The 13706-nt window shown below is 59.3% G+C and carries 14 protein-coding genes; 6 read left to right on the forward strand and 8 right to left on the reverse strand.

The annotated features are described in order from the left end of the window. Window positions 1-126: 126 nt before the first annotated feature. Window positions 127-1557, forward strand: coding sequence for a MocR-like ectoine utilization transcription factor EhuR (gene ehuR, locus ACQZ6F_RS28315; RefSeq protein WP_449095092.1), 1431 nt, complete (start codon window positions 127-129; stop codon window positions 1555-1557). 36 nt (window positions 1558-1593) lie between these two features. On the opposite strand, the gene ehuA is transcribed toward ehuR, so the two are convergent. The 8 genes from ehuA to eutB all read right to left on the reverse strand — a co-directional run bounded on the left by ehuA (window position 1594) and on the right by eutB (window position 8959). Beyond that, entirely contained in the window at window positions 1594-2358 is a 765-nt protein-coding gene (gene ehuA, locus ACQZ6F_RS28320; RefSeq protein WP_449095091.1) for an ectoine/hydroxyectoine ABC transporter ATP-binding protein EhuA, read from the reverse strand. Next, window positions 2355-3047 (reverse strand): ectoine/hydroxyectoine ABC transporter permease subunit EhuD, encoded by a 693-nt coding sequence (gene ehuD / locus ACQZ6F_RS28325; RefSeq protein ID WP_077472306.1) that lies wholly within the window; start codon window positions 3045-3047, stop codon window positions 2355-2357. The genes ehuA and ehuD overlap by 4 nt, the downstream gene beginning before the upstream one ends. Further along, window positions 3044-3709 carry an ectoine/hydroxyectoine ABC transporter permease subunit EhuC gene (gene ehuC / locus ACQZ6F_RS28330; protein ID WP_077472307.1) on the reverse strand — a complete coding sequence of 222 codons (666 nt, stop codon included), beginning with the start codon at window positions 3707-3709 and terminating at the stop codon, window positions 3044-3046. Before ehuC ends, ehuD begins: the two co-directional genes overlap by 4 nt. Before the next feature lie 87 nt (window positions 3710-3796). After that, window positions 3797-4654, reverse strand: a complete 858-nt coding sequence (gene ehuB / locus ACQZ6F_RS28335) for an ectoine/hydroxyectoine ABC transporter substrate-binding protein EhuB (protein WP_068396481.1) — start codon at window positions 4652-4654, stop codon at window positions 3797-3799. A gap of 102 nt (window positions 4655-4756) precedes the next feature. Further along, a complete protein-coding gene (doeB, locus tag ACQZ6F_RS28340; protein ID WP_449095090.1) occupies window positions 4757-5776 on the reverse strand; it encodes a N(2)-acetyl-L-2,4-diaminobutanoate deacetylase DoeB in 1020 nt (339 codons plus the stop codon). An 8-nt stretch (window positions 5777-5784) separates the two neighbouring features. Beyond that, window positions 5785-6963 (reverse strand): ectoine hydrolase DoeA, encoded by a 1179-nt coding sequence (doeA, locus tag ACQZ6F_RS28345; RefSeq protein WP_449095089.1) that lies wholly within the window; start codon window positions 6961-6963, stop codon window positions 5785-5787. Then, window positions 6960-7976, reverse strand: a complete 1017-nt coding sequence (eutC, locus tag ACQZ6F_RS28350) for an ectoine utilization protein EutC (RefSeq protein ID WP_449095088.1) — start codon at window positions 7974-7976, stop codon at window positions 6960-6962. Before eutC ends, doeA begins: the two co-directional genes overlap by 4 nt. Continuing rightward, entirely contained in the window at window positions 7973-8959 is a 987-nt protein-coding gene (eutB, locus tag ACQZ6F_RS28355) for a hydroxyectoine utilization dehydratase EutB (protein ID WP_449095087.1), read from the reverse strand. The genes eutC and eutB overlap by 4 nt, the downstream gene beginning before the upstream one ends. Window positions 8960-9304: 345 nt before the next feature. Between eutB and ACQZ6F_RS28360 the strand changes: the two genes are divergently transcribed. The 5 genes from ACQZ6F_RS28360 to ACQZ6F_RS28380 all read left to right on the forward strand — a co-directional run bounded on the left by ACQZ6F_RS28360 (window position 9305) and on the right by ACQZ6F_RS28380 (window position 13651). After that, window positions 9305-9601 (forward strand): PRC-barrel domain-containing protein, encoded by a 297-nt coding sequence (locus tag ACQZ6F_RS28360; RefSeq protein WP_068396469.1) that lies wholly within the window; start codon window positions 9305-9307, stop codon window positions 9599-9601. A gap of 490 nt (window positions 9602-10091) precedes the next feature. Then, a complete protein-coding gene (locus tag ACQZ6F_RS28365; RefSeq protein WP_449095086.1) occupies window positions 10092-11045 on the forward strand; it encodes an N-acetylglucosamine kinase in 954 nt (317 codons plus the stop codon). Beyond that, window positions 11042-11908, forward strand: a complete 867-nt coding sequence (locus tag ACQZ6F_RS28370) for an amino acid ABC transporter permease (protein WP_449095085.1) — start codon at window positions 11042-11044, stop codon at window positions 11906-11908. The genes ACQZ6F_RS28365 and ACQZ6F_RS28370 overlap by 4 nt, the downstream gene beginning before the upstream one ends. Next, window positions 11905-12693, forward strand: coding sequence for an amino acid ABC transporter ATP-binding protein (locus tag ACQZ6F_RS28375; RefSeq protein ID WP_068396460.1), 789 nt, complete (start codon window positions 11905-11907; stop codon window positions 12691-12693). Before ACQZ6F_RS28370 ends, ACQZ6F_RS28375 begins: the two co-directional genes overlap by 4 nt. A gap of 67 nt (window positions 12694-12760) precedes the next feature. Then, window positions 12761-13651 (forward strand): ABC transporter substrate-binding protein, encoded by an 891-nt coding sequence (locus tag ACQZ6F_RS28380; RefSeq protein ID WP_449095084.1) that lies wholly within the window; start codon window positions 12761-12763, stop codon window positions 13649-13651. Window positions 13652-13706 lie beyond the last annotated feature (55 nt).

Raw genomic sequence — 13706 nt, forward strand, 5'->3', positions numbered from 1 at the left:
ACTCCATACGCTTGCGGGATAATCAGGCGGCCCGTTGTGAACAATGGGCCGCTTGATCACATTCGGTCGTCGCCAGACGGCGATCGATAGTGTAGATGGATTCCGATAATTGTACCGGATCAATCCATGTATCGTCATGATTCAAAAGACCAGGACAATGGCGCCTGGAGACCCGTCCTTCAACATCGCAAGGGCGTGACCAAGCACAAGCTGCTCACCGACAAGATCATTGCCGACATCGATGAGGGAATTTTGCCGGTTCACGCGCAGATGCCGACCCATCGCGAGCTTGCCCATGCGCTGGAGATCTCGGTCCAGACCGTGAGCCTCAGCTACAAGGAGGCCGAGCGCCGTGGCTATTTGCGCGGCGAAGTCGGACGCGGCACCTTCGTGCGCAGCCGCGTCACGGAACGCGCCGACAGCTTCATGCTCGATCGCGATCCAAGTGGCAGCGCAGATCTTTCCATCATCCGGGCCGTTTATACCGAGGCGCATGAGCGCTCGGCCCGCGAGCTGATGCAAGCTCTGGCCGAGAGCGACAATAGCAGCTTCATGCGCCCCTGCAGGCCGATTGCCGGACTTGATGCCCATCGCTCCGCAGCACAAGTCTGGCTCGACGGTCTTTCGGTCAAAGCCGATCCCGATCGGATCCTCATCACCAACGGCGCCGCCCATGGCCTGTTTCTGGCCGTCGCATCGGTCGTGCGTCCCGGTGAAGTCGTTTTGACAGAGAACCTGACCGATCACGGTATCATCGGCCTTGCCAATGTTCTGGGCTTTACCCTGCGCGGCCTGGCGACAGATCACGAAGGTATTCTCCCCGAGGCTTTCGAGGCTGCCTGCGCCATCGGAGATGTGACGGCGCTCGTCATCGTTTCCTCGCTCGGCAATCCCACCAGTCACGTAATGGGGGTGGAGCGCCGTCGTGCGATCGCAGGAATAGCGCGTCGGCACGGCATCTTCGTCATCGAGGACGAAGTCTACAAACCGATGCTGCGCGATCCCCTCCCCTCCATGCCGGATCTCATCCCCGAACTCGGCTTCTTCGTGACCAGTTTCACCAAGTCGGTCATGACGGGTCTGCGCATCGGCTATCTCGTCGTGCCGGCGCACTATTCCATCCGTGCAGCATCGATCCTCCGCGTTACCGGATGGAGCGCTACAAACGTCGTGGCCGAAATGGCCTCCCGTTGGGTTCTGGATGGAACCGCCAACACTCTGGTTGCCGTCCAACGAAGCGAGGCGGAAGCACGCCAGGCGATCGTATCGGACGTGATGGCACCGTTCGTTGCCGGCAGCCATCCTCTTTCACTTTGCGCATGGCTATCCGTTCCCGATCGTTGGACGGAAGAGGGTCTTGTGCGTGCGCTTGCCCGAAAAGGCGTCGCGGTCACGCCATCCGATCCATTTGTTGCGGGCGGAGAGCGCCCGGTCGGCGGCATCCGCATCTGTCTCGGCGGACGCCTGTCTCACTCCGCACTTCGCTCGGCGCTCGAAACCGTTCGCAGCACCTTCGAGCAGCTGCCACCCGTCTTCGACGTCGGCTCGATCGTTTAGGCCAGCAATACGGGATTGGTTCGATGCCTGCGCCCGTCACAGGATCGAGCCGAGAAACTCCTTGGTTCGCTCTTGCCTTGGCGCGCTGAAAATCTCTTCCGGCTTGCCTTGTTCGCAGATACGCCCCTTGTCGAAGAAGCAGACGCGATCGGATACTTCGCGGGCAAAGCGCATCTCGTGGGTTACGAGCAGCATCGTCAGATCGTGCTCATGCGCGAGATCACGGATGACACCGAGCACTTCGCCGACAAGCTGTGGATCAAGCGCCGACGTCGGCTCATCGAACAACAGGACGCGCGGGCGCATGGCGAGGGCGCGGGCGATTGCGACGCGTTGCTGTTGGCCTCCTGAAAGCTGGCTGGGATACTGATCTTTCTTTTCCGAAAGACCGACCATGCGCAGCAGATCGACGGCGCGGCACTCGGCTTCCGCCCGCCCCAGCCCAAGCACGCGAATAGGCGCCTCAACGACATTGCGCAGCACGGTCATGTGCGGAAACAGATTGAAGCTCTGAAATACCATGCCGACATGGGTGCGGATCTGGCGCAGATGGGCTTCGCTCGCCAGGAACCGTCCTTTGCCGTTGTCTTGGTGGTAGGACATGCCCGCTAAGTGCAGGGCTCCTTCCTGGAAAGGTTCCAACGTCATCAGGATACGCAGAACAGTCGATTTTCCTGAACCGGAAGGGCCGATCAACGTCACCTTCTCGCCGGGCGCAACATCGAAACTGAAATTATCAAGCACGGTGAGGTGACCATAGCGCTTGGTCACATCTTTAAAGCGGATCAATGGTTGGGTCATCGCAGCGCAATTCCGTTTTTCGGCAACGTCTTTTCGAGCCAATGGATGGCTGCCGAGCAGACGAGCGTGAGGATGAGAAAGATCAAGCCGACAAGGGAAAGCGGCACCAGATATTCGAATGTCCGGTCACCAATGAGATTGGCAAGATTGAGCATGTCAACCACTGTGACGACGGACAGGACAGGCGTTTCCTTCAACATGGAGACGAGATAGTTGCCCATGGCAGGCACGATGCGCGGAATCGCCTGCGGGATGATGATGTCCCAGTAGGTGCGGCCGCGACCGAGATTGAGTGCTGTTGCGGCTTCCCATTGTCCACGCGGCACCGCATCCAGACCGCCGCGATAGACCTCCGACGTATAGGCTGAGTATTGCAGGCCGAGCGCCAGCGCGCCGGTGAGGAAGGCGGGCAGGACGATGCCGTAAATCGGCAGTACATAGTAGAGAAAGAAGAGCTGGACGAGCAGCGGCGTATCGCGGAGGAATTCGATGACGAACGCCGTCGGCCATGAGATTACGAGGAAACGGCTTCGCCGCAACAGGGCGAAGACCAGGCCGAGAATGAGAGCAATCGCAAAGCCGACGGCGGCGGCCTCCAGCGTTACGATCAGCCCAATGCCGAGAATGGGCAGGATCGACCATGCGAAGGACAACGTTGTCGATGTATCCCAGGTGAAGCCATACATCATGCCGGCGCCCTCCCTGGGAACGCGGCACCGCGACGAAAGATCGTCTCCAGCCAGCGCATGAAGGCAACCAGAATGAGTGCCATGATGAAATACCCAATGAGCGTCAGTGAATAGATGGTGACACTGTCCAGCGTAATGTTGCGCAATTGCTGTGCCTGAAACGTCAAGTCGCTGATGGAAATCAACGATACCAGAGCGGTATCTTTGAGGTTCTGGACGGCGAGATTGCCAAAGGCCGGCATCATCTCGACGACGGCCTGCGGCAGGACGATGCGAAAGAGCGTCTGCCCTTGCTTGAAGTTCAGCGCGCGCGCCGCCTCGTGCTGTGAATCGGGAACGGACTGCAACGCACCGCGCACGACTTCGGCGCCATATGCGCCAATATTCAGGGCCAGACCGGCAATACCGGTCGTGATGGGATCGAAGGAAATCCCGATCAGCGGCAACGCGTAGTAAAGCCAGAAAAGCTGCACCAGCAGCGACGTACCGCGAAAGATCTCGATATAAACGATCGCGATCCAGGATAGCAGCCGTCCGCCCGCAAAACGCGCAAGGCCGGCCGCAAAAGCAAAACCTGCACCGAGTAACGTCGAGGCGATGGCTATAAGCGCCGTCACCTCCGCGCCCTTCAGCAATGCCGGCAGATAGTGTGTCCAGCTCATGTTCTGATCACCTCCATTCCGGAATGGGAGGGGCTGAAGGCCGCGGCGGCCTGGCCGCCACGGCGTTCGTGTCTATCATCCTTAGCGTTACTTGCCCGCGCAAAGGTCTTCAGTGCTCTTCGTGCGTGCCGCCTCTACGCTTTCGGCGCTGAGACCATAGGACATCAGGATCTTCTTATAGTCATCCGTCTTCTTGAAGGCCTCAAGAGCGGTGTTGAACGCTTTATAAAGTTCCTTGTCCTCAGGTCGGAAATCAAAGCCGCCATAGCTCCTGGCGGACTTTCCGTTGATGACCGGATCGGTGAAAGGCTCTGCATGCTCGACATTCGTGCTGCCCTGGACAAGCTTGGCTACGGTCAATTCGGTTGCGGCATAGGCGTCGGCGCGGCCGGTCTGGATCGTGGACAGCGCATCCGCATTCGCCTGGATCATGACGATTTGCGAGTCCGGAATGCCAAGACCATGGAAGAAGTCGAGTTGATCGGCGCCCGATACGATCGCGATCTTGAGCGACGGATCCTTCTTGATGTCCTCATAGGAGTGCAGGTTTTTCGGATTGCCCTTCGGCACCAGCAGTCCCTCGCCGTAGCTCGAGTTCGGCGTGGTGAACTGCACCTGCTTGCAGCGTTCCGGCAGAATATTCTGTTCGGCGGCCACGAAATCGAAGCGCCTGGCCTTCAGGCCGGGGATCAACGATCCGAATGGCGTCACAGTCCATTCGACTTCCTTGACACCCATCGACTTCAAGACAGCCGCAGCGACGTCGGGGCCGATACCCTTGGCAGCACCACTCTCGTCCATGAAGCTGTAGGGAACCTCATTGGCGCTGGCGCCGCGGATATAGCCATCTTTTTTGATCTGCTCGAGACTGGCGGCATGGGCGGATGCGGAAAGGCCAATGGCAAGACCTACGGCGGCTACACTGCGGTAAAAATTCGATCTCATGGTTCACTCCTCTGTGGTTGAATTCCGTAATCGGCTGTCCGGTATTCCGGATCTTTGCCGCAACGGGTTGCGATCCGCGCCGCGTTGCAGCGGCGCGGCAATTCAGGGGCCTTCCGTCAAAATCGCAACGACGGCCAGGCAATCGCCGGTCTTGATGAGGCCGGGAAAATGACGCGCGGCAAGAAGACCATCCAGCGCTGCCCGATAATCAAAAGGTGCAGACCCGGTGCGGCCGATCGGGTGAATCCGGGCAATGATCTCGCCGGCCGCAACCTGGTCGCCAAGATCCCTCAGCGGCTCGAAAAGCCCATCCGCCTCGGCAAAAACAAAACAATCCGACGACGGCATATCGAGCCATTGCGTCGCCTCGATTTCCGGCAAACCGGCAACGATTCCCGTATGCTTCAGCACGTTCAGGACGCCGCGCCTGGCAATGGAAGCCGTACGCGCTGATATGGTTCCACCGCCCGAAAGTTCGGTCGTCACAAAGACCTTGCCCATCTCTTCGGCTGCGGTGTCGTACATGCCGGCGGCATCGATCTCGATCATGCGCATGGAATAAGGGGCCGAGAATGCGGCCACGCCATCGAAGCAGGCTTTCTCCTGTCGCTTGTCCGGCAGAGCATGCGCTGCGGCGTAGGGCAGGAAATCAAGAGTACGACCACCCGAATGAAAATCGAGCACGATGTCAGCGAGCGGCAGCAGGTAGCGCGTGAAGTAATCCGCTATCTTCTCGGTCACGCTGCCATCGGGTCGACCGGGGAAACTCCGGTTGAGATTGCCCTTGTCTATCGGTGAAGTGCGCGTCGCCGCCTGAAAGGCGGGATAGTTCATCGCCGGAACGATGATGATCCTACCCTTGACCTCGTCCGCCTTCAGCGTCCGGGCGAGATCGAAGAGCGCAACCGGCCCTTCATATTCATCGCCATGATTGGCGCCGGTCAAAAGCGCAGTCGGCCCTTCGCCGTTTTTGATGACGCAAACGGGGATCATGATCGAACCCCATGCGGAATCATCTCGAGACCAGGGCAGGCGTAGATGGCCATGCTGTATGCCGTCGCGATCGAAATCGAGGGTCGGAGTTATGGGAGATGGTCGTTTGACAATCGTCATGCTGTTCATCTCGACCGTCACTTCACCACAAGTTGGCGCGGAACACTGGAAAGGCACTCGACCCCGCTTTCAGTGATGACAATGCTTTCCGTAATCTCCATGCCCATGGTTTCAAGCCAGAGGCCCGTCATAAAGTGAAATGTCATGCCCGGGCGCAGCTCGTTGCGATCACCGGCGCGAAGGCTCATGGTCCGCTCGCCCCAGTCGGGCGGATAAGACAGACCGATCGAATAGCCCGTGCGGTTATCCTTGACGATCCCGTATTTCTTCAGGACTGCGAAGAAGGCGTTGGCAATATCCTCGCAGACATTGCCGGGCTTGGCGGCGGCAAGACCGGCCTCCATGCCCTCGAGCGTCGCCTTTTCCGCATCCAGAAAAGCTTGTGTTGGCTTGCCGAGGAAGACCGTTCGCGACAGTGGGCAATGATAGCGGCGATAACAGCCGGCGATTTCGAAGAAGGTGCCTTCGCCGCTCTTCATCGGCTTATCGTCCCAGGTCAGATGCGGAGCAGATGCATCCGCCCCAGACGGCAAAAGAGGCACGATGGCAGCGTAGTCGCCGCCGAAGCCGTCAACGCCTCGGATGCCGGCGTCGTAGATTTCCGCGACGAGATCGGACTTGCGAATACCGGGCTCCACCTTGTCGACGATCCGTCGGTGCATGGCCTCTACGATGCGTCCGGCCTTGCGCATATAGTCGAGTTCAGTTGCACTCTTGACGGCGCGCTGCCAGTTCACCAGCCCTTGCGCATCCTTGAAGTGCGCATTCGGCAAGTGCTTGACGAGCGAGGCATAGGCTGCGGCGGTGAACCAGTAATTGTCCATTTCGACGGCGATCGAGGCGTTCGACCAACCGCGCTCTTCGATCAGCTTGGACAGCAGGTCCATCGGATGACGCTCATTGGATTGAACGTAGTGATCCGGATAGCCGACGATGTTGTCGTGGGCGAGATAGGCCGTTCGTTTGGCGCCATTGGCATCCTGACCACGACCGAACCAGATCGGTTCGCCAGAGCCAGGCACCACCACGCATTGATGCACATAGAAAGACCAGCCATCATACCCGGTCAGCCAATGCATATTGGAAGGATCGGTGACGATAACGAGATCGACACCGGCCTTTTCCATGGCGCGGCGCGTCCTGGTGAGCCGTTCGGCATATTCGGCGCGGGTGAAATTGAGGATCGGTTCGCTCACGCTGGGTCTCCTGATGCTTTCGCTGTTTCAATTGCCTGCCCCGCGCCGGCTGAGACGGCGCGGCGATACGCAAGCGTGGCAATGGCGGTGTCCTGCACACCGGTTCCGGTCAAATCGCAAAGGGTGATCGCCTCACGAGATCGGCGACCAGCCGCCTTGCCGGCGATAATGGCGCCGAGTTCCGGGAAGCCGGCACTGTCAGTCACAAGTCCGGCGGCGATCGCATGATGAAGTTCACCAAGCCGGCGTGTCTGCTCCAGACTGTCGGCGACATAGGGTGCGGCTTTGACGATCGCACCCGGATCGATCTCGTTCTTGTGCTCAGCATCGGAGCCCATGGCGGTGATGTGCTGGCCGGGCTCCAGCCAGGCGGCGTCAACGATCGGCTCGGTCGAAGGCGTCGTGGTCACGATGATATCGGCACCACGACAGGCTCGTTCAGCCTCCGCTTTCGCCGTTACGGGAAATCCGAGCTCCGCCGTCAGTTCCCCAGCGAGCTTTTCTGCTTTTGCCAGATCCCGCGCCCAGATCCGGGCGGTCTCGATCGGCCGCACGAGCGTAAGGGCACGTAACTGCAGGCGGGCTTGCATGCCGGCACCCAAAATTGCAGCAACCCGGGCATCCGGTCGAGATAGGTGTCGCGCGGCCACGGCGCTGGCGGCTGCGGTGCGCACGTCCGTCAGATAGCCGTTGTCGAGCAACAACGCCTCGACGAGGCCCGTGTGCGCCGACAACAGCATCATCAATCCATTGGTGCTGGGCAGGCCAAGTGACGGATTGTTGAAGAAACCGGGACTCACCTTGATCGCGAAACTGTCGAGATCGGGGACATAAGCCGTCTTCACATCGACCTCGCCGCAATGGGCAGGGATATCCAGCCGCATGATCGGTGGCATTTTCACCGCTTTTGTCGCGAGCGACGCAAACGCCTGTTCGACGCAATCGACGGCATCTCCGTCGAGCAGGACAATTTTGCGAAGATCAGTTTCCGTGAGGATCCGCACACGGGTCATCGCGCCTCTCCGCTCTGGTACCCATCGACGATTGCGCGATGGGCAACAGGATCAATATTGCCGCCGGACACAACGACAACGAGCGGGCCATCAGCTTTGACTTTGCGTGCGAGTAAGGCCGCTATTCCGACTGCGCCCGCCCCTTCGACGGTCTCACCCTCAATTCTGGCTGCGTGGTGAATGCCCGCCGCAATCTCCTCCTCGCCAACCAGGATGACATCGTCGAGAAGGTCGCGGCACATCTGGAAGGTCAGGCGGTTGCCCAAGCCAATGCCGCCGCCGAGCGAATCCGCCAGTGTTTCAACTTCCTGGACATTGGTCGGCACGCCCGCCGCTAGGCTTGCCGCCATCGCCGCTCCCCGCTCCATCGAAACGCCGACAATCCTTGCCGAAGATCGGCGGCCCTTGATCGCGGCCGCTACGCCCGATGCAAGCCCACCACCGGACAAAGGCACCAGGACGACAGCCGTCTCCGGCAAGTCGCTTGCAATCTCCAATCCGAGCGTTCCCTGGCCGGCGATTACAGCGGCATCGTCGAAGGGCGGCACGAAGTACATGCCCTTCTGGCGGACCAGGTGTTCGGCCTCAAGCATGGCATCGTCCTGTGAACGGCCAGCGGTGTGAATCTCTGCGCCGAGGTGTCTGATCGCCTCGACCTTGTTGGCGGGAACCAGTGTCGACAGGCAAATCATCGACCGTGCACCCAACGCCTTCGCGGCATAGGCGACGGCCCTGCCATGATTGCCGGTGGACGCCGTTATCAGCCCTCGCGAGCGCCTGCCCTGGTCCAGGCGCAGGATAGCGTTCGTGGCACCGCGCAGCTTGAAGCTGCCGGTCCTTTGATGGTTTTCCAGCTTGAGATATACCGCAACACCCGCACGCTCAGATAAGGCCAACGAGGCCCGAAGCGGCGTTCGCAGCACATGAGCAGAAATCTGCTGCTGCGCGACCTCGATTTCGTGCAGGGTCACTGGCCTGGTCATGCCGCCGACCGATATCTTGCAATTAAAGCGACAGCTATCACCACGATCTTCAGCTTCTCCCGCATTGGACGCTCAAGGCAGCAGCGTGGGAGAGGTAATGTATCATGTCAATAATTATATTGTTTCATTACAATTATAGATTCGCGGTCCTTGGACTTTCATCCGGGCGCCTTTGTCTCGCCCACACCCCCTCCTATTCGTCATTGCACAGCTTGCCGCCGGTGATTTGGCTGGAGAAATCCCGGAAATTGTCTGCTCTGCGACTTGTTCCCTGGCCGCTGCAATTTGGGAACAAACTTCCCGGATGGCCGTTCGTTCCCATGATCAAAGAAGGAGGAATGACTGATGGATCATAGCAATCACATACGACTGACCGAGGATGAACTCACACAAGCCAATCTGGAGGGCGCATCCATCTATGGAACCGACGACCATAAGATCGGATCGGTTGATCACGTGCATGGAGCCGGCGGTGGCAGCAGCGTCGTGATCGACGTTGGCGGCTTCCTTGGTATCGGTGCAAAGCCGGTGTCGGTTCGCGTGACCGATCTCGACTTCATGCGTGACGAGAGCGGCCAGATCCATGGCGTGACATCATGGACCAAAGATCAGTTGAAGGCGCTGCCAGAGCATCACGATTAACATGCGAGCTCGACAGCAGCGCTGAACGCGTGGCTTGCAATTGAATGGTAGCCCGACGTCCACGTCATCTCTGGCGCGATATGCGTCTTGCCACACCTGCATACATGGATGAGCGCAAAGAAGCGCCAATTGTTCCGGTTCTCCGCATCCCCACAGACAGCTGATGATCGAAGAGCTGCTCGATGATCAGATGCACCACCTGCTTTAGCTATAATGGCTGAATGGTTTCATCAGCCTATAAATCGGTGTGGGCGGCCGCTTTGCAGCGCTGCCACAGCCGCAAGCGGCGGCCATCATGGACGTGCCCCTCTCCATTCAACCCATGAAGCGATGAATCCAGAGCGTCAATGTAAGCTGTGGCCTTGCAGCGCGGTGGTTCACAAAGCCCACGCGCTCGACGCACCGTTCTCGGCGGGGCGGCGACGTTCCAAAATAGCGCTTGCGCACGCTAAATAATTAGGTAAGTTACCTAACAAATGGAAGCGAGCGCATGATTGCTGGAATAGATATTGGCGGCACCAAAACGCAGATCATTGCCGAACTGAACGGCAATACTGTCGGCGAGGCGGTCGTAAACACGGCCGAATGGCGGGGGCGCATCGATCACGATGCGGATGTGAGGACACTCGTCTCGCTGCTCATCGCGACTGCCGGAATGACGCCGGCGACCATTGTCATCGGTGCGCACGGCTGCGACAGCGACGAGGATCGGTTGGCCCTGCAAGCAAGGCTGTCATCTCACTTGCGCGGCACGGTACTGGTTCTCAACGATTCCGAACTCCTCCTGCCTGCGGCGGGCAAAGTGAGCGGCATCTCGGTCATTAGCGGGACCGGGTCGATCGCTGTCTCGCGCGATGCGTTGCGAGGAATGATCGCTTCGGGTGGCTGGGGCTGGTATCTGGGCGACGAAGGCAGTGCCAGCGGGCTTGTGCGCGAGGCGGCAAGGACAGTGCGCTTTGCGCTCGATCAAGGAGAGGCCCTAGACCCGCTCGGTCGCAACCTCCTGGAGGCTCTCGCCGTCCCCTCCCCGATCGAACTCGGTCGGGCGCTGGGCGCAATCGGCTCTGCTGCCGGCATTGGCCGGTTTGCTCCGCTTGTCTTCGACGCTGCCGAAATGGGTTCAAGGCTCGCACAGAAGGTCATTGGGGACGCGGGCAAATCGCTTGCGATGCTGACCGAGCAATTGGTTCGACGTGGTGCTCCGCGTGGCGATGTCGTGACTGGGGGCGGCGTCATTGCCCGACAACCGCGTCTTCTTGCTGCATTTCAATCCGCCCTAGCGGATCGCCTGCCGGATTTAACTCTGACCTTGCTGCACGGGCACCCCATCATGGGGGCAATCGTATTGGCGCGTAAGCTCCGCGTGGGCGACCTGCCGGAAACCCTACCGCTGCCGCACATCGACGGCACTTTGAAAGGCCCCGGCGATTGGAGAGTGGCATGACCTCCCAGAAAGTCATTCCGGCACGAAACTGGGGGCAACGCGCGGCTGCAGCGCTGCTGATTGCCCTCGTCGCCCTGCTCCTATTCATGGTCGGCACCAGCCGTCACATCAGCTGGTCGGCCATACCTCAATATATTTTCGACGAAACGATCCTCGACGGGATCCGGCTGACGATCCTCTTTACCGTCTTGTCGATGATCATCAGCATCATCGCCGGCGCGATCCTTGCAATGCTGCGGCTGTCGCCAAATCCCATTCTCGCCGGCTTTGCCAGTCTCTACATCTGGTTCTTTCGCGGTACGCCGTTGCTGGTGCAGATCATTTTCTGGTTCAATATCCAGCTGTTCATACCCAGTATCGATGTCGGCTCGATCCACATCGACATGAACGTGATCGTCACCGCTTTCGTTGCCGCGCTCCTCGCCCTCAGCCTCAACGAGGCGGCCTATATGGCCGAGATCATGCGCGGCGGGTTGATGGCGGTGGACAATGGGCAGAATGAGGCTGCCAAGGCGCTCGGCTACACGCCGACCCAAGCCATGCTTCGCATCATTTTCCCGCAAGCGCTTCGCGTCATCATCCCGCCGATCGGCAATCAGACGATCTCGATGCTGAAGACGACTTCGCTCGTCTCGGTGGTTGCAGCCCAGGATCTACTGACGCGCGCGCAGAACATTTACGCCAGGAATTTCCTGATCATCGAACTGCTGATCGTGGCAAGCATCTGGTACCTCGTGATGACGACGATCGCCTCAGCCATCCAGTTCGTCATCGAGCAACGGCTCGGGAAATCCACCAATCAGGCATCTGGTCTGTTGCAAAGCGCCCTTCGCCTGATGCGCGCCGAAGGGAGAAACGGATGAACGCCCCAGATAGTCGGCCGGCAGCCCAGCCCATCGTCGAGGCAATCGATGTTCACAAATCGTTCGGCTCGCTCGAGGTGCTCAAAGGCATCAATCTCTCGGTCAATAAAGGCGAGGTCGTCTGCCTGCTCGGCCCCTCGGGAAGCGGCAAGTCGACCTTTCTTAGATGCATCAATCATCTGGAGCGCATGACGAGCGGCCGAATTCTCGTCGATGGACGGCTGATCGGCTATCACGAACGCGGCGGCGCGCTCCATGAAATGAGCGGCAAGGAGCTTGCCGCCCAGCGCCGTGACATCGGCATGGTGTTCCAACGCTTCAACCTCTTCGCTCACCAGGACGTGCTCACAAATATCTCGCAGCCGCCGATCCTCAATCGCGGCAAATCCCGCGAGGACGCGTTCGCCCACGCCCGCGGGCTCTTGAAGATGGTGGATCTCGAAGGACGCGAGGGCGCCTATCCCTATCAGCTCTCCGGAGGCCAGCAGCAGCGCGTGGCGATTGCCCGGGCACTGGCAATGAACCCGAAGCTCATGCTCTTCGACGAGCCGACCTCCGCACTTGATCCCGAACTCGTCGGCGAAGTCCTGAACGTCATGCGCAAGCTTGCGGCGGATGGAATGACGATGATCGTGGTGACCCACGAACTCTCCTTTGCCCGCGAAGTCGCCGATCGGATCGTCTTCATGGATCAGGGCGTGGTGGTAGAGGATGGCCCGGCGCGCGAGGTTCTCGACAACCCCAAACAAGAAAGGACCCAGGCTTTCTTGAGGCGGATGCACTGACCGAAAAGGCAGGCACCGGAACAAGGCCGCACGTCCTTCACGTGCATGAGGAAAAAGGGGAATAACAATGACAGGGAAGACAAATCTGACAATCATGCTCGCTGCGGCGGCATTGCTTGCGAGCTCAACGACCTGGGCGGCCGGCGTCGATCAAAAGCTGCACGACATGCTGCCCGAAAAGATCAAGTCGGCAGGCGAAATCAAAGTCGGCACGGAACCGCAAACGCCGCCCTACGATTTCTACGGCGAAGACAACAAGACGATCATCGGTCTGGAACGTGAGCTGCGCGACGAGATGGGCACTCGCCTCGGCGTGAAGTTTACCGACGTCCCGGCTCAATTCGCCAGCATCATTCCAGGCATCCAGGCCGGCCGCTTTGATATGGGCATGTCGGCATTCGGCGATTTTTCCGAGCGTGAAAAGATCGTCGATGTCGTCAATTATATGCTCGAGGGCACCAGCATCATCGTGCTCGAAGGCAATCCGAAGGGCGTGCATAAACTGAAGGATGCCTGCGGTTTGAATGCCGGCGCGGTTCAAGGTTCGATCCCGCTTCAGCTTCTCGACAAGCAGAAGACGCTCTGCCCGGCCGACAAGCCGCTCAATGTCATGCAGTTCCCCGCGAACGATCAGATCAAGATCGCGCTTCAGAGTGGGCGCGTCGATCTCTCAATGGATACGACAGGCGTTGCAGCCTACAGCCTTCAACACCAGCCCGAAGGTAACAAGAAACTCGCACTCGTCAGTGGCACTCAATATGCCGTCGGCTATCAGGCGATGCTCGTCGGCAAGGAGAGTCCGCAACTGCGCGATGCCCTCTCGGCCACCATGCAGTCGATGATCGACGACGGCTCCTACGCCAAGATCTTCGAAAAATGGGGGCTCGGCGACAACAAGCTCGACAAGGTCACCATCAATGATGCGGCGCGCTTTGCCGACTACATGAAGCTGGATTGATATCCGGCAGATCAGCGGCGGCCGTGACATCACCGGCCGCTGCTTCCTTGCAAAC

The organism is Rhizobium sp. A22-96 (genome assembly GCF_053521805.1).

Bases quoted from the DNA above. Each gene is read 5' to 3' on its own strand.
- ACQZ6F_RS28370 (WP_449095085.1), top strand. From the start codon at position 11,042: ATGACCTCCCAGAAAGTCATTCCGGCACGAAACTGGGGGCAACGCGCG.
- ACQZ6F_RS28365 (WP_449095086.1), top strand. From the start codon at position 10,092: ATGATTGCTGGAATAGATATTGGCGGCACCAAAACGCAGATCATTGCC.
- ehuA (WP_449095091.1), bottom strand. From the start codon at position 2,358: ATGACCCAACCATTGATCCGCTTTAAAGATGTGACCAAGCGCTATGGT.
- ACQZ6F_RS28375 (WP_068396460.1), top strand. From the start codon at position 11,905: ATGAACGCCCCAGATAGTCGGCCGGCAGCCCAGCCCATCGTCGAGGCA.
- ehuB (WP_068396481.1), bottom strand. From the start codon at position 4,654: ATGAGATCGAATTTTTACCGCAGTGTAGCCGCCGTAGGTCTTGCCATT.
- eutB (WP_449095087.1), bottom strand. From the start codon at position 8,959: ATGACCAGGCCAGTGACCCTGCACGAAATCGAGGTCGCGCAGCAGCAG.
- ACQZ6F_RS28380 (WP_449095084.1), top strand. From the start codon at position 12,761: ATGACAGGGAAGACAAATCTGACAATCATGCTCGCTGCGGCGGCATTG.
- ACQZ6F_RS28360 (WP_068396469.1), top strand. From the start codon at position 9,305: ATGGATCATAGCAATCACATACGACTGACCGAGGATGAACTCACACAA.
- ehuR (WP_449095092.1), top strand. From the start codon at position 127: ATGTATCGTCATGATTCAAAAGACCAGGACAATGGCGCCTGGAGACCC.
- doeB (WP_449095090.1), bottom strand. From the start codon at position 5,776: ATGAACAGCATGACGATTGTCAAACGACCATCTCCCATAACTCCGACC.
- ehuD (WP_077472306.1), bottom strand. From the start codon at position 3,047: ATGATGTATGGCTTCACCTGGGATACATCGACAACGTTGTCCTTCGCA.
- ehuC (WP_077472307.1), bottom strand. From the start codon at position 3,709: ATGAGCTGGACACACTATCTGCCGGCATTGCTGAAGGGCGCGGAGGTG.
- eutC (WP_449095088.1), bottom strand. From the start codon at position 7,976: ATGACCCGTGTGCGGATCCTCACGGAAACTGATCTTCGCAAAATTGTC.